Raw genomic sequence first — 18,918 nt, 5'->3', positions numbered from 1 at the left:
GGAGGGCCCAAGGCCCCCGCACGGCCTTTCCCGTCCCGCTCACTGATTGGCCTGCCCATGACCGACACAGTCCCCACGGGGTCGCCGATATCGCAGTCCGCCGACACAGGCGGCCGCATCGAACTCAGCCCCGAGGCCTTTCCCGCCGACAGTCCCTTCGCCAACGACGACCTGCGTCCCGTACCGGTCTCCGAACGCAAGTGGACGACGTACAACTTCGCGGCCCTGTGGATCTCCATGGCCCACTGCATTCCCAGCTGGACCCTGGCCTCCGGCCTGGTCGCGCTCGGGATGGACTGGAAGCAGGCCGTCTTCACCATCGCCCTGGCCAACATCATCGTGCTGCTGCCGATGCTGGCGACCGGGCACGCCGGACCCAAGTACGGCATCCCCTTCCCGGTGCTGGCCCGCGCCTCCTTCGGACTGCGCGGCGCCAACATCCCGGCGCTGATCCGGGCGGCCGTGGCCTGTGGCTGGTTCGGCATCCAGACCTGGATCGGCGGCAGCGGAATCTTCGCCCTCGGCTCCAAACTCACCGGCGGGCACTGGGAGAACGCGGGGAAGATCGCCGGGAACCCATGGCCGCTGTGGCTGTGCTTCCTGCTCTTCTGGGCGCTTCAGATCGCGATCATCTACCGCGGCATGGACTTCCTGCGGCACTTCGAGAACTGGGCCGCGCCCTTCGTCATCGTCGGCGCGCTCGTGCTGCTGGTGTGGATCGCGGTCAAGGCGGACGGTTTCGGCGCGCTGCTCGACCAGCCCTCGAAGCTGGGCTGGGGTCCTGACTTCTGGCCGGTCTTCTTCCCGTCGCTGATGGGCATGATCGGCTTCTGGGCGACCCTGTCGCTGAACATCCCCGACTTCACCCGCTTCGGCGCCAGCCAGAAGGCGCAGACCTGGGGACAGGCTCTTGGGCTGCCTACGACCATGACGCTCTTCGCGGTCCTCGCGGTGCTGGTCACCTCCGGTTCCGAGGTCGTCTACGGCGAGGCGATCTGGGACCCGGTCACCCTCGCCGCCAAGGCGGACAACACCTTCGGGCTGCTCTTCGCGCTGATCATCGTGCTGGTCGCGACCATCTCGGTGAACATCGCGGCGAACGTCGTCTCACCGGCGTACGACCTCGCGAACCTCGCCCCGAAGCTCATCAACTTCCGTACGGGCGCGCTGATCACGGGCGTCGTCGGCATCCTGATCTTCCCGTGGAAGCTGATCTCGACGCCCGAGTTCTACATCTTCACCTGGCTCGGCGTGGTCGGCGGTCTGCTCGGCACGGTCGCGGGCATCCTCATCGCCGACTACTGGATCGTGCGCCGTACGGTTCTGCACCTGGCCGACCTCTACACGCCCGGTGGCCGCTACTGGTACTCCAACGGCTGGAACTGGCGGGCGATCCTCGCCTTCGTCGTCGGCGGGTTGCTCGCGGTCGGCGGCTCGTACTCGGGCGTCGGCGCCGACGGGTCCAAGACGGGACCCTTCCCGACGGACGGACTGATCCCGTTCCTCAAGCCTCTCGCGGACTACGGCTGGGCCGTGGGCCTGGGAACGTCGCTGGTGCTGTACGTCGCGCTGATGCTGCCGTTGGGGAGGGAGCAGGAGAGCGTGTGACGGTCATGCGGCTGGAGGGCGGCCGGTATTACCGGCCGCCCTCCAGCGCTGCCACCGCGTCCTTGGCGGCCTTGATGGCGCCCTTGTTGATGACGTCGGTGTCGGGCGCCTTCTTCGACTCGAAGTCGCTGCCGTTGTACGTGACGACCACCAGCGCGTTGGACGCCTGGACGATCACCGTGCCCTCGCGCGTCTGCTGCTTGTCCTCCGTGGTGAGGTTCACGACGGAGTAGCCCTGGTCCCCGAGGCCCGGAACATCCCCTCCGCCGCTCTTCTCCCCGATGCGCTCCTTGTACGTCTTCTGCGCTGATTCGTCCGAGTCCGTGATCTCGAAGGACACGTCGAGCCAGCGGTAGTCGTAGCCCTTGAGCGCGTTCCAGGAGCAGGTGCGGCGGAGCTTCGTGTCCGTGGACGGAATCTCCTTGCCGGCCGTCTTGGCGCCCGGAACCAGCGACTTGATGTTCTTCACGGTGACGCTGCCGCAGGGCGCGGGGGAGGAGGCGTACGTCTTCGAGGCCGCCGCGGTCGAGGGCGCCGACGCGGACTTGGTGCCACCGCCGCCCTTCGACGCGGACTCGTGGTCGACGGTCGGAGCGGGGCCGGACGACAGGGTCCAGCCCGCGGCGGCGAGCACGACGACCGGGGACAGACGCGCGGTCAGGGCGAGCGACAGGGGAAGGGAACGCACAGGCGCACTTCTCGTGGGGGATGGGTGCGGAGGTGGTCCGCACAGCGGACGGGGACGGCGCGGGGGTGTCGGTGCGGAGGGTGTCCGCACTGTGGACGGGACGCCAGTGTCACACGAGTCCCTGTGGGGCGGTAGTGCCAACTCGCTCCGTGCATGTGCGGTGACGGAGGCCCGTGGTTGACGCGTTGAGTGCCCTGTTATGTCCTCCCTGTTCGTCCTCCCTGTTCGTCCTCCCGTCAGGTCCGCGCGGGGTCGCGGGTGGACGCCTCAGGTTTGTACTCGGTCGCGGGTGAACGCCGATTCGATCCGGTCGACCGCGAGGAACGCCCCGTAGGAGACGAGTCGCACCAGATCGCCGTCGGTGTGCTGCGGGCCGCGCCACGCGGTCACGTCCTCGTCCGTGATGCGGTACGGCGCGAGCGCGGCCAGCAGCACGAGCCGTACCCCCGGCTGCTCGTCCCGGCCGGGGATGCCGGGGAGGCCGAGCGGGAGGTGATCGCCGTCCCAGTCCTGCAACACCTCCTCCACGAGGTCCTGGTCGTCGGCGTCGAGGAGGTCGGCGCCCACCATGGCCGCCCTGAGCAGTGCCGCGTACGCGTCACCGACGGCCGTGCCGCCCGCCCACGCGGGGGCCTCGCCGGCGTCCGGACGGTCCAGCAGCGTGAGGCTCTCACCGGGCGCGGCGGCCCGGCGCACGGCCCGCGCGAGGGTACGGCCCGCGATGCTGCGCACCGCGCGGAACCGCTGGAGGTTGCACGGCAGCATCTTCTCGGTCAGCAGGGCGGACACGACGCGGTTGATGAAGTGGAAGGCGAGCGCGGTGCCGAGATAGCCCGGGGCGTCCTCGCGCGGGAAGGGGAGCGGCCCGTCGCCGAGGGCCGCGCCCGGCACCCGGGTGCGCCGGCCCCAGGCCAGCACGCGCGCGTCCTTCTCGTCACGCGGCTCGTGTCCTTGGGCGACGCGCTCGGCCAGGGCGTGGTCGCCGGTGGCGTGCAGCAGCACGGTGTGCGCGTCCACGCAGAACGGGCACTTGTTGGCGAGTGACACCCCGAGTGCGGCGAGTTCCTTGCCGGTACGGCCGCCGGGGCCGGCGATCAGGGACTCGCGCATCAACGCCCAGGTGGCGGCGAGGAGTTCCGGCGCGGCGGAGAGCACCACGAAGGTGGGCGGCTCGTCGATGCCGAAGTCGTGGGACAGCTGCCGGTAGACCTCGGCGGTGCGTCCGGTGGCCGCCTTGGGCGGCAGGGGCTCGGTGTAGCGGAAGGAAGTGGACATGGGTGCCAGGGTGCGCCGGGCGAGGGGCCTCGGTCGTCGTACGGCGGAAGGGAGTTGGGCCTGCGCCGGCGGGGCGGGAGGGGGTGCCGGACTACTACGCCGGGAGTAGCCGCGGAGTTGTCCACAGGGCTGACGCGGGGGTCGGTACGGCGGTCTAGTGTGCGGACATGAGCGGGATCCAGGGCGGGACGGCCGCAGGCACGGCGTCGGGGACGGCCGACGGGACGGCGTTGAGGGCGACAACGGGGGCGGGGGTGGGGACGGTCGGCGGGACGGCCTCGGGGGCGGGGGCAGGGGCGACAACGGGGATGGGGACGGGGGCGGGGTCGGGCGCGGGTGTGCGGGTGGCCGCGCGTGAGCGGCTCGTCGACGTGGTCCTCGCGGTCCTCGTCGGCGCTCTCGTCGGGGTCACGGCGGCCTTCGACACGGACACGACCGTCGCCGACTACGCGCTGATCGCCGTCGCGTCGGCCGTGCTGGCGCTGTACCGCACGGCACCCAGGGCGGTGCTGGCCGTGGCGACGGCGAGCGGTGCGGCGTACGTCCTGCATGCCCACCCGGGATCGCCGGCCGCTCTCCCCGTCATCGCCGCGAGCCATGTGGCGGCCCGTGTGGGGCACCGCGCGTGGGCGGCCGCGGCGGGCGGGGTGTTCCTGGTGGCGTATCTCGCGACCGGCCCGACGACCCGGCAGATCGTCGAGCAGGCCGCGCTGCTCATGGGCTGGTTCCTGTGCGCGGTGGTGACCGGCCTCGCCGACCGCAACTGGCAGGCGTACCTCCGGCAGACGGAACAGCGCGCCCTGGAGGCGGAACGTACCCGGGAGGAGGTCGCGTTGCGCCGGGCGGGCGAGGAACGGCTGCGTATAGCAAGGGAGTTGCACGACTCCCTGACCCACAGCATCTCGATCGTCAAGCTCCAGGCGGGCGTGGCGGTGCACCTGGCCCGCAAACGGGGCGAGGAGGTGCCGGACGCCCTGCTGGCCATCCAGGAGGCGAGCGGTGAGGCCATGCGCGAACTCCGGGCCACGCTGGAGGTACTGCGCACCGACGAGCCCACGGGCACGCCGGCGTTGCTGGTGGAGCGGGCGCGGGCGGCGGGGCTCGCGGTGGAGCTGACGGTGGCGGGCGAGGAACAGCCGCTGGCGGCGACGGTCGACCGGGCGGTCTACCGCATCGTCCAGGAGGCCCTGACGAACGCGGCACGACACGCGGGGCCGGCCAAGGTGGGGGTGCGGCTGGCGTACGGCGAGGGATGCGTGACGGTCACGGTGGAGGACGACGGCAACGCCGACCCGAGGCGCCCCGTCACGCCCGGCATCGGTCTGCGGGGCATGAACGAACGCGTGACGGCGCTGGGCGGCACGCTGATCGCCGCCCCGCGCGCGGAGGGCGGCTTCCGCGTGCGGGCTGAACTGCCGGTGGAGGTGGCCGCGTGAGGGAGGTGCGCGGTGTCTCGCCGTCTGCCGGGCTGCCGTGGGAGGTGAGCGCGTGATCAGGGTGGCCCTCGTCGACGACCAGGCCCTGATGCGGGCCGGGTTCCGGGCGCTGCTCGACGCCGAGGACGGCATCGAGGTGGTGGGGGAGGCGGCGGACGGGGAGCGGGGCGTGGAGCTGGTCCGCACGCACGTGCCGGACATCGCGCTGATCGACGTACAGATGCCGGTGATGACGGGCATCGAGGCGACGCGCCGCATCGCGGCGGATCCGTCGCTGGCGGCCGTTCGGGTCGTGATCCTCACCAACTACGGCGTGGACGAGTACGTCTTCGAGGCGCTGCGGGCGGGGGCCAGCGGCTTCCTCCTCAAGGACACGGAACCGGCGGAGTTGTTGCAGGCGATCGAGGTGGTGGCGAAGGGGGAAGCCCTGCTGTCCCCGTCCATCACCCGCACCCTCATCGGCGAGTTCGTCTCCCGCCCACCCGACCGCGCCACCGCCCCCGGCCTGGAATGCCTCACCCGCCGCGAACTGGAGGTCACGGCACTGGCCGCACGCGGGCTCAGCAACGAGGAGATCGCCGAGCACATGGTGATCAGCCCGTTCACGGCGAAGACTCATGTGAGCCGGGCGATGACGAAGTTGGGGGCGCGGGATCGGGCGCAACTGGTGGTGTTCGCGTACGAGTCGGGGCTGGTGACTGCGCGTCAGCACTGAACCCCGCTTGATCCGGCGGAACGGCTTGTCCGTCCGGTGGCGCGGCAGGGACGATGTATGCCCGGCTGGCGCGGGCGCCCGGCCGGGCCGAACGAGGGGGCGCCTTGGCCAACGTGTACATCTCTTCGACCTTCCAGGATCTCCAGGAAGCCCGCCGACAGGTGTCCCAGACCATCCGACGGATGCAGCACACCGATGTCGCCATGGAGTACTACGGGGCCGAGGACGTACGTCCGCTCGACAAGTGCCTGGCCGACGTGGACGCATGCGATCTCTACATCTGCGTGGTTGCCTGGCGCTACGGATTCGTTCCCGACGGCGAGACCAGGTCGATCACCGAGCTCGAGTACGCGCGGGCCGTCGCCTCGGACAAACCAAGGTTGCTGTTCCTGTTGTCCGAAGAGGCCCCTTGGCCCATGAACCGTGCCGAGCGCAGCCCCGAGGCCATGGGCAGGCTGGCCGAGTTCCGCTCGACGTTGGAACGCGACAGGATCTGCGACAAGTTCATGGACGAGGTCGACCTGAGCAAGAAGGTCGGCGAGGCCATCCACCGGTGGGAGCGGCAACAGGGACGGCACCAGGGGTCCGCCGACTGGGAGACATATCGGCGCGCGATGTTCGAGGCGCACCGCTGGGTGAAGCTGGCGGTCATCGCCGGCGCGAAGCAGGACCGTCGGTTCGCGGAAATCCCGCTCACGGACGTGTTCGTACCGCAGCCCGTGCGTGGCGGCTCGCCGGAGTACGAGGTGACGTTCCCGCAGGGGGACGGCCTTGAGGAGGCGGAGACGGACGAGGCCGTCGAGGGCGCGCTCGGAGTGGGCGCGGGAGTGGGCGACGCGCCTGTCGAGCAGATCTGGGACGTGCTGGGACGTGAGCGTCGGCAGGTCTTCCTCGGTGCGCCGGGAAGCGGCAAGAGCACGTTGCTGCTGGATGCCCTGCTGCAACTCTGCGACACCGAACGAGGTCCGGACCGGTTGCCGGCCAACCTCCGGCATGCCCCGCTTCCCTTCCTCATCGAACTGCGGCAGTACGTCCTCGATCCCGCGACGAACTTCGTGGACTACATCGCCGCCACCATCGGCCGCCGGTACGGCGTGCACGTGGACGCGGAGCATGTGCGAGGGGTGCTCAACGAGCATGACCGCGTGGTCGTCATGTTCGACGGCCTGGACGAGGTGTTCGACCCGCACACCCAGAGTCAAGTGATCGAGGAGTTCCGGCAGTTCTCCCGCACCTTCGCGGGATGCCGTTTGGTGGTGACGTCCCGTATCGCCGGCTACTCGGCACTGGAACTCGAGCGTGACGAGTTCCACCACTACACCGTGCTCGGCTTCGGGATGCCGGAGGTCCGGGAGTTCGTCCCCAAGTGGTACAGGCACTACACCTGGCAGGGGGACGAGCGGGACGCCCAAGGGCTGATCAGACGCGTCTCGGAGAGCCCCCGACTGCTGGAACTGGCGGGAAACCCACTCCTGTTGACCATGATGGCGGTCATCTACAAGCACCACGACCTGCCGGAGAAGCGGCTCCAGCTCTACAAGCGATGCACCGAAGTGCTGTTGGAGGACTGGGAGGTCAAACGCAAGAAGATCTCCCGGGACGAGTCACTGCCGCTCGGTTTCCCCATGGTGGCGGAACAGAAGGCGGAACTGCTCCAGCAGGTCTCCATGTACATGCTGGAACACCAGCGCGTCGGGAGTGAACTGAACGCCATCGCGCGGGAGCCGCTGCTCGGCATCATTGCCGCCTATCTACAGAGCGAGTACCACAAATCGCCAGGTGAGGCGCGCGCGGTGGCCTCCGAGATCCTGGACCATCTCCGGGAGCGGACCTACGTCATCGCGGAGGTGGGTGAGCAGCGTTTCGGCTTCGTCCACCGCACGTTCATGGAGTTCTTCGCGGCACTGCACTGCAAGGCGGAGTTCAACCGTCGCGAGGCGGACTACGACTGGCTCACCCGTGAACTCTTCGGCGCGCACTGGCGCAAGAGTGAGTGGCGTGAGGTGCTGTTGCTGTTGATCGCCATGCTGAAGGAGCAGGATTCCCCCGTACGCAAGGTGATCGAGCATGTGCGCGCCGAGGAGGTGACCGGGCTTCCGGTGCAACTGGGCTTCGCCGCACGGGCCCTTGCCGAGGTGGGGGCGACCGATGACGCGTGGTCCCGCCAACTGGTCCACGACCTCGTGGAAGCGATCAGTGCGACGGCGCGACAGCAGACCGACGCCCACACCGCCAACGCCTTTCTCGACGACGCGCTCGGTTCCTTCTCGGTGCTGGCCTCGACCGTCACCCTGCGGAAGACGACGCGCAAGGTCATCGACAGCCTCGCGGTCGGTAGAACCATCCGCAGCAAGATGATCGGCTTCCAGCTTCAACTGGCCTTGCGTACCAAGGACGAGCGTCGCGCCTTCGCTCTGGAGTCCCTGACCGATTCGCAGGAATCCGTGCGCAGGGGCGCGATCGCGGCGCTCGAACGTGAGTGGCCAGGGCGCCAGGACGTGGCGGTGGCGCTGGCCGACGTGGTCAGGAGCGACCGGATATTCCGGGTGCGGATGTCCGCCTTGCAGGCGCTGGACCGCAGTTGGCCGCACGCGCCGGAGATCCTGGACGCGATCGGGGCCAGAGCGCAGTCGGAGACGGCGTACACGGTGATCATCGACCTCGTCTCCTATATGGCCCGGCGGTGGGGTGGGGACGAGCGCGCTTTCAACGTTCTGTTGTCGTTCTGCGGGGCGGAGGCACGGGTACGGAATCCGTACATTGACGCGGCCCCTGTCCGAAATGCCTTCGTGCGAGCCGTGGTCGACGGATGGCGAGGACGGGACGACTGTGCCGCGACCCTTCGAGCACGCTGGCTCAGCACCGACGTCAAGCAGTCGGTGGCGACGGCTCTCGCAGCGCTCGCTGCCGGCTGGTCGGACGACCCGGACACCAGGGAGTGGATTCTCGGGGAGATCGTCACCTGGCAAGAGGTGTTCGCGTGGCCTGGAGACGCGTACGCGCTTGCCGTTCCTCTGTTCGCCTCCCTGCTCGCGGACCCGGAGGCCGCTTCCTGGATGCTCGACAAGATCGAGGACGTCGGCTTGGCCGTCAGGGTGCGGCGGTGGATGGTCAGGGCTCTGGCTGCTTCAGGCGGGGACACGGCCGTGCTCGAATGGATCGAGCAGCGTCTCCGCGTGGAGCCCGACGCCGATGTCAGGGTGGAACTGATCAACGCATGGAGTAATACACCGAAAAACACTCGGAATCGTGACTCCGTACTGGAAGAGCGCGTCGCCGACGATGAGGACGGTCGAATCCGTGCCCATGCTTTCATGCTGCTCTTCGATGTGACACCGCCGCAGGAGCAAGAGGATCTGACCCGTCGAATCCTCTCCGGCGAAAATGATCCTTCGGTACGGCAGCAGATCCTCTTCCGCGTTGCCGTGTGCGATTCTCCCTGGTCGGGAAAGCTCCTGGTGGAGCAATTCGCCGTCGAGGACGAGGGTGCCAGGAGAAAGATCCTCGCTCATATTTTGAACGAGGACTCATTCGAATATTACGGCGTATATCGCGGCGGCTACCGTGTGGATCCCGATTACTTCTCGTTGGACGACAAGCGGAGCGAAGACGAGATTGTCGATGATATCGATGATGCGGCTCAGTGGCTCTACTGGCCGGACGACGACGAGGACGCCTACTTGGAGCGTGCCGCCGGACTGTTCGTCTACGCGGCCAACGCTGACCCGAGCGCCGAGCTGAGGTCGCTGGCTGCGAAAATCCTGAAGGTGCTGGCCCGTTACAGCAGTACGGCCAGAAGAGCATCGGAACCGCAGAGCTGACCAACTCCCCTTGAGTGAGGACCCCCGTGTTCACCACCCGCCCCACCCTCCAGGGCACCTTCGGAATGGTCTCCTCCACGCACTGGCTGGCCTCGCAGTCGGCGATGGCGGTGCTGGAAGACGGTGGCAACGCCTATGACGCCGCCGTGGCCGGGGCGTTCGTGTTGCATGTCGTCGAGCCTCATCTCAACGGGCCTGCGGGAGAGGTGCCCATCCTGTTGGCGCCCGTTGACGGGGACGTACGCGTGTTGTGCGGGCAGGGAGTTGCTCCCGCCGGCGCCACCGTCGCGCATTACAAGTCGCTCGGGCTCGACCTCGTACCCGGCACCGGGCCCCTAGCCGCCGCCGTTCCCGGTGCCTTTGATGCCTGGATGGTGCTGCTTCGGGACTACGGGACCAAGTCGCTCGCCGACGTGCTCAAGTACGCCATCGGGTACGCCGAAGACGGGCACGCGCCCGTGGAGAACGTCGGGGCGACCGTCGAGACCGTGCGGGAGTTGTTCGAGAAGGAGTGGACCTCGTCGGCGGAGGTGTATCTGCCGGGTGGGAAGGCTCCGAGGGTCGGTGAGCTGTTCCGTAACCCCGCTCTCGCCGCCACCTGGAAGCGGCTCCTCGGTGAGGTCGACGGCGCCGGGGACCGGGGCGCGCAGATCGAGGCCGCGAGGGATGTGTGGCGTACCGGGTTCATCGGCGAAGCGCTCGTGCGGCAGGCGCAGCGGCCCACCATGGACACCAGCGGGGAGCGGCATGCCGGGACGCTCACCGGTGACGATCTCGCCCAGTGGTCCGCCACCTACGAGGCGCCGGCGACGTACGACTGGAACGGGTGGACGCTGTGCAAGGCCGGGCCCTGGAGTCAGGGACCGGTGTTGTTGCAGCAGCTGGCCCTGTTGCCCGCCGAGCTGCCCGTGTACGGGTCCGCCGAGTACGTGCATCTGCTCATCGAGGGGTGCAAGCTCGCCATGGCCGATCGGGAGGCCTGGTACGGGGATGCCGATGAGGTGCCGCTCGGGGAGTTGCTGGCGGACGGGTACAACGCCGGGCGGCGGGGGCTCGTGGGGGAGAAGGCGTCATACGAGCTGCGGCCCGGGAGTCCTGGGGGGCGGGCTCCTCGACTGTGCGCGCAGGCGTATGTCGTGGCCTCCGACGAGCCCGGGGTCGGTCCCATGGGCGTCGGCGAGCCGACCGTCGCGAAGCCGACCACGTCACCCGTGCCGGGCGAGCCCGGCGTCGGGGCCGATGGGTCCACTCGGGGCGACACCTGTCATCTCGACGTCGTCGACCGGTGGGGGAACATGGTCGCCGCCACGCCCAGTGGAGGCTGGCTCCAGTCCAATCCCGTCGTGCCCGAGCTCGGCTTTCCGCTCGGTACCCGGCTCCAGATGACCTGGCTGGAGGAGGGGCTCCCGAACTCGCTCACGCCGGGGCGGCGGCCTCGCACCACTCTCACTCCCTCCGTCGCGCTGCGTGACGGGGTTCCTGTGATGGCCTTCGGTACGCCTGGAGGCGATCAGCAGGATCAGTGGCAGCTGCACTTCTTCCTCGCCGTCGCGCTGCGGTCGGCGGTGCGGGGCGGGCTTGATCTTCAAGGGGCCATCGACGCTCCCAACTGGCACAACGACAGCTTTCCCGGCTCCTTCTACCCGCGCGGGATGCGGCCGGGGAGTGTCACGGTCGAGGCGCGCATGGACGCGGGCGTGGTGGAGGAGCTGCGGCAGCGTGGGCATGACGTGACCGTCGGTGATGCCTGGTCCGAGGGGCGGCTGTGCGCGGTCGCCCGGGATCCGGGGACCGGGGTGCTGTCGGCGGCCGCCAATCCGCGCGGGATGCAGGGGTACGCCGTGGGCCGATGAGCCCCGGGGCCGCACCTCCGCGAGTTCATCCCGATTCCGCCCGGCATCCACCCGCCGGGTAGGGATTGTCAGTGGCGCGTGCTCTCATGGGGTCATGATCGAAGACACGGAAACCATCGAGGAGTTTCTCGCCCGCCACTCGGCCGACGTGGAGGAGGCGGTCCGCAAGGCCGCCGCGGCCGAGATCATGCCCCGCTTCCGCCGGCTCGCCGCCCACGAGGTCGACGAGAAGAGCGGACCGCACGACCTGGTGACCGACGCCGACCGGCTCGCCGAGCAGTATCTGACCGAGACGCTGGGCGCGCTGCTGCCCGGATCAGTGGTGGTCGGGGAGGAGGCGGTGCACGCCAACCCGGCGTCGTACGAGGCGATACAGGGCGACGCCCCGGTGTGGATCGTCGACCCCGTCGACGGGACGCGGCAGTTCGTGCACGGCGACCCCGGCTTCTGCACGCTGATCGCGCTGGCGCAGGGCGGCGTCGTGCGCGCCTCGTGGACATACGCCGCCGCCCGCGACCAACTCGCCACGGCGGTACGGGGCCAGGGCGCCTTCCTCGCCGGGGAGCGGCTGTACGCCGGGCCGCCCGAGCCCGGCCGCGACCTCGAAGTGGCCACCTCCCACCCGGACTACACGACGGACGAGCAGAAGCGCGCCCTGCGCGGACTGTGGACGGACGGACTCGCACCGCGTCCCTGCGGCTCGGCCGGACTGGAGTATCTGGCCGTCGCCCGCGGACAGTTGGACGCGACCGCCTTCTCCTGGGAGGCCGCCTGGGACCACGCCGCGGGTCTGCTCCTGGTGGAGGAGGCGGGCGGCGCCCACCTCACCCGCTCCGGCGAGCCGTTCCGCATCACCGGCGGCAACGCCCTGCCGTTCACCGCCGCCCGGGACACCGCGACCGCGCGGCGCATAGCGGCGGTGCTGGCCGGCACCGTCTGAAGTCCAGCGGGGCACCAGCGGCCCATGGTCGGATGTCGACCAGCGGCCAACGACGGGGGACATTCGACCAGTGGCCGTTGGCCGTTGGCCGGATGTCGGTCATCGGTCATCGGTCATAGGTCACGGACCGGCGGCCGGCTCCCGTCCGTCGACCGGTGGTGATCGTGTGGGCATCCGCGGCCGTCGACCTCCCCCCGCGGCCCGGCGCTGTCAGTGCCCCGTCATATCCTGATCCAGTGGCCATCGGCTGACGAAGGGGTCCGAAGGTGCCGTCGATGCTCGATGCGGTCGTGGTGGGTGCGGGGCCGAACGGACTGACGGCTGCCGTGGAGCTGGCGCGCCGCGGCTTCTCCGTGGCCGTTTTCGAGGCGCGTGACACCGTCGGCGGAGGAGCCCGCACCGAGGAGCTCACCCTCCCCGGTTTCCGGCACGACCCGTGCAGCGCGGCGCACCCCCTGGGGATCAACTCCCCGGCGTTCCGCGCCCTGCCCCTGGAGCGGTACGGACTGGAGTGGCTCCAGCCCGAGCTGCCCATGGCCCATCCCTTCACCGACGGCACCGCCGCCGTGCTGTCCCGGTCGGTCGCCGAGACGGCCGCCTCGTTCGGGGCACGCGACGCGGGGGCGTACCGCAGGCTGGTCGAGCCGTTCCTGCCCAAGTGGGACACCCTGGCCCGTGACTTCATGTCGCTGCCCCTGACCGCCCTGCCCCGCGACCCGGTGACCCTCGCCCGGTTCGGGCTCGTCGGGCTGCCGCCGTCGACCTGGCTGATGCGCCGCTTCCGTGACGAACCGGCCAAGGCCCTGTTCTCCGGCCTCGTCGCCCACGTCATGGCACCCCTCTCCGGCTTCGCCACCGGCGCCATCGGCCTCGTCTTCGCCCTCGCCGCGCACGCCCGGGGCTGGCCCGTCGCGCGTGGCGGCTCCCAGTCGATCTCCGACGCGCTCGCCGCGTACCTCAAGGACCTCGGCGGCGCCGTCCACACGGACTACGAGGTCAAGCGCCTCGACGACCTCCCGCCCGCGCGCGCGTACGTCTTCGACACCTCGCCCACCGCGCTGGCCCGGATCGCCGGCCTCGGCCGCTACTACGACGGCTACCGGTACGGCCCGGGCGTCTTCAAGGTCGACTACGCGCTCGACGGCCCGGTGCCCTGGACCGCGCCGGAGGCCCGTGTCGCCGGGACCGTGCAGATCGGCGCGAGCAGTGCGGAGATCGGCACCGCCCTGCGGGCCGCGTCCCGCGAGGGCCGGGCCCCCGACAAGCCGTTCATGATCACCGTGCAGCCGAGTGTGGTCGACCCGACCCGGGCGCCCGAGGGCAAGCAGGTGTTCTGGGCCTACGGCCACGTCCCCAGCGGCTGGGACGGCGACCTCACCGATGCCCTCGAACGCCAACTGGAGCGTTTCGCCCCGGGGTTCCGCGACCGCGTGCTGGCCCGCGCCACCGCCGGCCCGCCCGAACTCGCCGCCCGCAACGCCAACTACGTCGGCGGCGACATCGGCTCCGGCGCGGTCACCGGCCTCCAGATCCTGCTGCGCCCCAAGCTCTCCCTGTCCCCGTACGGCACCCCGCATCCGGCTGTCTTCATCTGCTCCTCGGCCACTCCGCCGGGTCCCGGTGTGCACGGCATGTCCGGCCACAACGCGGCGAAGGCGGTCTGGCGGCGGCTGCGGCAGCAGCAGGCGTGAGCCCGATGCGGCGGACGCGGAAGCACACCGTTCCGTTGCGGGCCGGCGCCCCGGTCGCCGCCGCGGCTCTCGGTGTCGTCCACCCCCCTCGCGCGACGGAGGACGTCGAGCTGGGCGGCGTACGGATCAGAGCGGGGGAGGGTGTGGTCGTGGCGCTTCAGGCGGCCGACCGGGACCCGTCGGTGTACGGGGCCCGGACGGGTTCGACATGCGTCGGGACACGAGCGGGCAGCTGGCCTTCGGGCACGGCCTGCACCAGTGCGTCGGTCAGTCCCGGGCTGGGGGGCGCTTCCCGTGACCTGGTGAGGCCCCGCGAGACGCCGGGCCGGCTGGCAGAGTGGGCCCATGACCACGATCACGCTCGTCCAGGGCGACATCACGCGCGAGAGCGTCGACGCGATCGTCAACGCGGCGAACTCCTCCCTCCTCGGCGGGGGAGGAGTGGACGGCGCCATCCACCGGCGCGGCGGCCCGGCGATCCTGGAGGAGTGCCGGGCGCTGCGTGCCGCGCGGTACGGCAAGGGGCTGCCGACCGGCCAGGCGGTCGCCACCACGGCCGGTGAGCTGGACGCCCGCTGGGTGATCCACACCGTCGGCCCGGTGTTCAGCCGCAGCGAGGACCGCTCCGACCTGCTGGCCTCCTGCTACCGGGAGTCGCTGAAGGTCGCCGACGAACTGGGCGCCCGTACGGTCGCGTTCCCGGCGATCTCCACGGGCGTCTACGGCTGGCCGATGGACGACGCGGCCCGCATCGCCGTACAGACGGTGCGGGCCGCGCGGACCTCGGTGACGGAGGTCAGGTTCGTGCTCTTCGGCGAGCAGGCGTACGAGGTGTTCGCGGCGCGAACCGACGACTGATCCGGTCGGTCCGGATCGACCGCCCGGCCTGCTCGGCTCAACCGGGCCTGCCCGGACCAACCGGGCCTGCCCGGCCCGACCGGCCTGCGAGGCCCGCCCGGCCTGCCCGGACCAACCGGGCTTGCCCGGCCTGCTCAGCTTGCCCGGACCGCCCGGACCGCCCGGACCGCCCGGACCGCCCGGACCGCCCGGACCGCCCGGCCTGCCCGGACCAACCCGCCCGACCAGCTGGTCAGCGGCTGGTCACGCCGCCGGAGGGGCGGGCAGCGTCGGTACCGCTCCGCCGAGCAGGCCCGTGACGAGGTCGAGCACCGGTGACAGAAGCCCCGTCACCGTGCTCAGCACTCCGCCGAGGTCCAGCGAGGTCAGCGAGCTGAGCAGGCCGCTGACCGCGGACTGGACCTGGGCGACGAGGTCGTCCACGGGGTCCGCGGCCTGGGTCGACACCGCTCGGTCCGCGGGGGCCTCCACGGCCCGCAGACGCTCCTGGACGGTGGTGCTCCAGGCGCGGAGCTCCTCCGCGTACGAGGTGGCCCCGGCCGGGTCGAGCCTCGTACCCTCCGCTGTCAGCGAATCCAGAAGTCTTTCCGTCTCGGCGTCGGCCCGCGCGGCGGACTCGGCGACGCTCAGACCCGGCACATCCCGGCCCACGTCGCCGACGGCGGCAGCGGTGCCGGCCTGGCCGAAGACCAGCGCGGCGCAGACCAGGGGCGGCACGAGAAGGCCGCGGGAGACAAGGGCGCGCATGAAGATCCTTTCGAAGCGCTCGAACTACAGTCCTTGCGCCCACGGTGAGAACGGGGCAGGTGCCCCGCAAACCGATCAAGTGGCCCACATCTCCCCTCGCGCCCGCCGCGCGGCGACCCTGACCAGGCCGTTTCGCCGTGAAGGCAGGCCCATCCGGGTCCGGCGGTCCGTTCGCCCGTCAGGGTGCGGGCGCAGCCGTACACCGCAGCCTCGTCGAGTACCTCGCCGAACTCCTCACCGCCGGCGACACCCGCGTCGTCCACCACCGCCAGGGCTGGACATCCCTCCGGTGAGGCGGCCCGCGACATGCGCTCCGTGTGCACCGGCCCGATCATGGAACCCCCTGTCCCGGACAACGGGAGGTGCCCTTGGGGACGGACCCCCCGCTCCCGCGGACCCTGCTGTCCGCGGACGTCGAAGCGCTGCTGGCGGGCGCGGACCCGGATCTGGGGCGGGAGTACCGGTTGCTGCGGGACGTCGTGGAGGGCGGGTCGGCGGCCGTCGCCGTCCTCGACACCCGGCTGCGCTACGTGTACGTCAACCCTCACATGGCCCGGATCAACGGCGTACCGGTGAGCGAGCACCTGGGCCGCACCCTCTCTGAGGTCGTGCCCGGCGCGGAGCGGCCCGTCGAGGTGCCGTGGGCGGTGCTGCGCGACGGCCGCCCCCGTGACGTCGTCATCTCCGGCAGCACGGGCACCGGCGACCGCCGCGCGCCCCGGGAGTGGCACTGCACCTACCACCGGCGCCATGACGCGCGGGGTGAGGTCGTCGGCCTGGTGGCCGTCGCCGTGGAGGTCACCGAGCCGCGCCGCTACGTCACCGAGCTGGAGCGGGCTCACGGCCGGATGGCCATGCTGCACACGGCCGCCCTGCGCATCGGCACCACGCTCGACCTGGAGACGACCTGCCGGGAACTCGTCGACTTCGTGGTGCTGGACCTCGCGGACGGGGCCTCCGTCGACCTGGTGGCCGAGGACGACCCGGCCGACCCCGTGCCCCACGGCTTCGTCCGGCTGCGCCGCGCCGCCGTCAGCAGAAGCCCGGAGCTGGCCGAGCGGCTCGGCCGCCCGCCCGTCCTCGACGAGGTCAACGAACACGGCCCCACGTCCCCTGTGCGCCGCGTCCTGGAACGCGGCCGGCCGCTGCTGACGAGCGTGCCCGGCAGACGGCCGCCGGGGCTGCGCGGGCCGTACGCCGACCGGCTGGTGGAGTACCGGGCCGCCGGCATCCACTCCGGGCTGGTCGTGCCGCTGACCACCGACTCCCGGAGCGTGGGCGTCCTCGCCATGGTCCGGGCGGGCTCTTCGCCGGCCTTCACCATGGAGGACGGCGTGGTCGCCCAGGAACTCGCCGGCCGCGCCTCCCGCGCCCTCGAACGCGCCCGCCACTACGCCCGCGAGCACACGATGGCGCTGGAACTCCAGCGGGCCCTGCTCAGTGAGCCGACCCTCCCGCATCCCGACCTGGAGACCGCCTCCCGCTATCTGCCCGCCGACGACAGCGCGGTGGTCGGCGGCGACTGGTACGACTCGCTGGCCCTCCCACGGGGCCGGAACCTGCTCGTCATCGGCGATGTGATGGGCCACGGTGTGGAGGCCGCCGTGGCGATGAGCCACTACCGGTCCATGCTCAGAGCGCTCGCCTTCTCCTCAGGGCTGCCGCTCCACGAGATGCTCTATGCCGCCGACCGCATGATCGCGGCGTCCGGCTTCGACCGCGTCGCCACCTGTCTGCTCGCCCTCGGCGACCCGGCCACCGACACCATCAGCTACGCCAACGCCGGCCATCTGCCCCCGCTGCGGATCAGCCCCGAGGGCCGGGTGGAACTGGTCCCGCTCCCCGCGGGCCCCCCGCTCGGCACGGGCCTGGGCGCCTACGAGACCGTCACCCGCCCCGCTCTGCCCGGCGGCACCCTGCTCCTCTACACCGACGGCCTGGTGGAACGCCGGGACGAGGACATCGACACGTCCCTCAGGCGCCTGACCGACCTGCGCCTGCCGCCCGGTGGTGGCCTCGACGAGATTCTCGACGGCATCCTGGCGCACGCGGCGACGGGGTCCGTGCACGACGACATCGCACTGCTGGCGGCTCGGGCGCGCGACGTGCAGAGAGCGGGCGTTCAGGAGGTCCCGGTCCGCTGAGCTGCCGCCCGCCGCCCCAGCCCCAGCCCCAGAGCGGCCAGCAGCACCGCGAGCACCGCGTACCCGTACGTCAGCGTCGCCGCCACGGCCACCCCCGCGACCAGCAACGGCCCGCCCGCGTCGCCCAGTTCACGCCCCAGCTCGGCCGCGCCCATGGTCTGCCCCAGCCGTTCCCGCGGGGTCGACGAGGCGAGCGCGGCGAAGCCCAGCGGGGTGATCAGACCGGTGCCCGCGCCGATGAGCGCGGCGGCGAGCAGAATGCCCGCGAGGCCCGGCAGTGTCGCGCAGGCCAGGCCCGCCGCCGCGAGCAGCAGCCCGACGGTCAGCCCGCCCCGAGCGGTGATCCGTCCCGCGTCCAACGCCCGCCCCGCCCGCGGCTGGACGACCGCCGCACACGCGGCCAGCACCGACACCGCCGCCCCGGTCGCCACCGTCCCCAACCCGGCCACCGCCCCCGACACCGGCAGGAACCCGACGCCCACCGACAGCGCGGCGGTCGCCCCGGCCAGCGCGGCCGTCGGCACCAGGAACGCGGGCAGGGCCAGCCGCCGCGCCAGGTCGAGGACCGTCTGCCGGGCCCGGGGGAGCGGCGGTACGACGGGTACGGCGACCAGCGCCCACACCGCCACCGTCGCGCCCAGCAGCGCCAGCACCGTGAACAGCAGGCGGAGCCCGCCCGCCCACACCAGCACCCCGCCGAGCAGCGGGCCCAGCGTGTAGCCGACGGACTTGTGGAAGCCGTAACTCCCGAACGCCCGCCCGTGTTTGGCGGCCGGGTTCAGCCGGGCCACCAGCGCCGACGCGGCGGGGGAGAAGGCGGAGGCGGCCGCGCCCTGACCGAGCCGGGCGGCCCACAGCCACCCCGGGCTGTCGGCGAGGGCGTACAGCGCGGACGCCACGGCGAACGCCACCAGCCCACCCAGCAGCACCGGCCGCGCCCCGATCCGGTCGGCGATCGTGCCGAAGACCGGCTTCAGCAGAACCTCGGCACCGTCGTACAGGGCCAGCAGCCCGCCCAGGACGAGCAGGGAGGTGACGGCGTCGTCGGTGTCGGCGCCCAGGTTCGCGGCGATGCCGTGCGCGCCGAAGGCGGTGGTGAAACCGGCCGCGTAGAGCGGCCACATGCGGTGGCGAGGAGCCCC

At 71.3% G+C, this 18,918-nt stretch carries 14 protein-coding genes; 10 read left to right on the top strand and 4 right to left on the bottom strand.

Translation table 11 applies throughout. The features are described 5' to 3' along the window. Positions 1 to 57: 57 nt before the first annotated feature. Entirely contained in the window at positions 58 to 1,608 is a 1,551-nt protein-coding gene (locus tag OG866_RS08465) for an NCS1 family nucleobase:cation symporter-1 (protein WP_329332963.1), read from the top strand. A 28-nt stretch (positions 1,609 to 1,636) separates the two neighbouring features. Here the strand turns inward: OG866_RS08465 and OG866_RS08460 are convergent, their stop codons facing one another. Together OG866_RS08460 and OG866_RS08455 are read right to left on the bottom strand one after the other, a co-directional pair. After that, positions 1,637 to 2,296 (bottom strand): hypothetical protein, encoded by a 660-nt coding sequence (locus OG866_RS08460; RefSeq protein ID WP_329332961.1) that lies wholly within the window; start codon positions 2,294 to 2,296, stop codon positions 1,637 to 1,639. A 267-nt stretch (positions 2,297 to 2,563) separates the two neighbouring features. Then, positions 2,564 to 3,571 carry a carboxymuconolactone decarboxylase family protein gene (locus OG866_RS08455; RefSeq protein WP_329332959.1) on the bottom strand — a complete coding sequence of 336 codons (1,008 nt, stop codon included), beginning with the start codon at positions 3,569 to 3,571 and terminating at the stop codon, positions 2,564 to 2,566. 308 nt (positions 3,572 to 3,879) lie between these two features. Here OG866_RS08455 and OG866_RS08450 point away from each other — a divergent pair, with 308 nt between their 5' ends. The 7 genes from OG866_RS08450 to OG866_RS08420 all read left to right on the top strand — a co-directional run bounded on the left by OG866_RS08450 (position 3,880) and on the right by OG866_RS08420 (position 14,885). Further along, a complete protein-coding gene (locus OG866_RS08450; protein ID WP_329343993.1) occupies positions 3,880 to 5,007 on the top strand; it encodes a sensor histidine kinase in 1,128 nt (375 codons plus the stop codon). A gap of 52 nt (positions 5,008 to 5,059) precedes the next feature. Beyond that, complete coding sequence (locus tag OG866_RS08445; RefSeq protein ID WP_329332957.1) at positions 5,060 to 5,722, top strand: response regulator transcription factor; 663 nt, start codon at positions 5,060 to 5,062, stop codon at positions 5,720 to 5,722. Positions 5,723 to 5,835: 113 nt separating this feature from the next. Continuing rightward, positions 5,836 to 9,543: a DUF4062 domain-containing protein gene (locus tag OG866_RS08440; protein ID WP_329343991.1), complete on the top strand. Its 3,708-nt coding sequence runs from the start codon at positions 5,836 to 5,838 to the stop codon at positions 9,541 to 9,543. Between the two features lie 26 nt (positions 9,544 to 9,569). After that, complete coding sequence (locus OG866_RS08435) at positions 9,570 to 11,396, top strand: gamma-glutamyltransferase family protein (protein WP_329332955.1); 1,827 nt, start codon at positions 9,570 to 9,572, stop codon at positions 11,394 to 11,396. A 94-nt stretch (positions 11,397 to 11,490) separates the two neighbouring features. Further along, positions 11,491 to 12,336 carry an inositol monophosphatase family protein gene (locus OG866_RS08430; RefSeq protein WP_329332953.1) on the top strand — a complete coding sequence of 282 codons (846 nt, stop codon included), beginning with the start codon at positions 11,491 to 11,493 and terminating at the stop codon, positions 12,334 to 12,336. Positions 12,337 to 12,611: 275 nt separating this feature from the next. Further along, positions 12,612 to 14,027: a phytoene desaturase family protein gene (locus tag OG866_RS08425; RefSeq protein WP_329332951.1), complete on the top strand. Its 1,416-nt coding sequence runs from the start codon at positions 12,612 to 12,614 to the stop codon at positions 14,025 to 14,027. Positions 14,028 to 14,372: 345 nt separating this feature from the next. Next, positions 14,373 to 14,885, top strand: coding sequence for an O-acetyl-ADP-ribose deacetylase (locus OG866_RS08420; RefSeq protein ID WP_329332949.1), 513 nt, complete (start codon positions 14,373 to 14,375; stop codon positions 14,883 to 14,885). A gap of 243 nt (positions 14,886 to 15,128) precedes the next feature. Here the strand turns inward: OG866_RS08420 and OG866_RS08415 are convergent, their stop codons facing one another. Continuing rightward, positions 15,129 to 15,632: a hypothetical protein gene (locus tag OG866_RS08415; protein ID WP_329332947.1), complete on the bottom strand. Its 504-nt coding sequence runs from the start codon at positions 15,630 to 15,632 to the stop codon at positions 15,129 to 15,131. A 137-nt stretch (positions 15,633 to 15,769) separates the two neighbouring features. Between OG866_RS08415 and OG866_RS08410 the strand changes: the two genes are divergently transcribed. Then, positions 15,770 to 15,925, top strand: a complete 156-nt coding sequence (locus OG866_RS08410) for a hypothetical protein (protein WP_329332945.1) — start codon at positions 15,770 to 15,772, stop codon at positions 15,923 to 15,925. A 75-nt stretch (positions 15,926 to 16,000) separates the two neighbouring features. After that, on the top strand, positions 16,001 to 17,776 hold the full coding sequence (locus tag OG866_RS08405) for a SpoIIE family protein phosphatase (protein WP_329332943.1): 1,776 nt from the start codon (positions 16,001 to 16,003) through the stop codon (positions 17,774 to 17,776). Here the strand turns inward: OG866_RS08405 and OG866_RS08400 are convergent. Next, entirely contained in the window at positions 17,755 to 18,900 is a 1,146-nt protein-coding gene (locus OG866_RS08400; protein WP_329332942.1) for an MFS transporter, read from the bottom strand. The two genes, OG866_RS08405 and OG866_RS08400, sit on opposite strands and share 22 nt — an antisense overlap. Positions 18,901 to 18,918 lie beyond the last annotated feature (18 nt).

Origin of the sequence: Streptomyces sp. NBC_00663 (genome assembly GCF_036226885.1) — a bacterium.
Taxonomy (GTDB): domain Bacteria; phylum Actinomycetota; class Actinomycetes; order Streptomycetales; family Streptomycetaceae; genus Streptomyces.
Note: the sequence above shows the minus strand (reverse complement) of the source record. Positions and strands in the feature narration are given on the sequence as shown.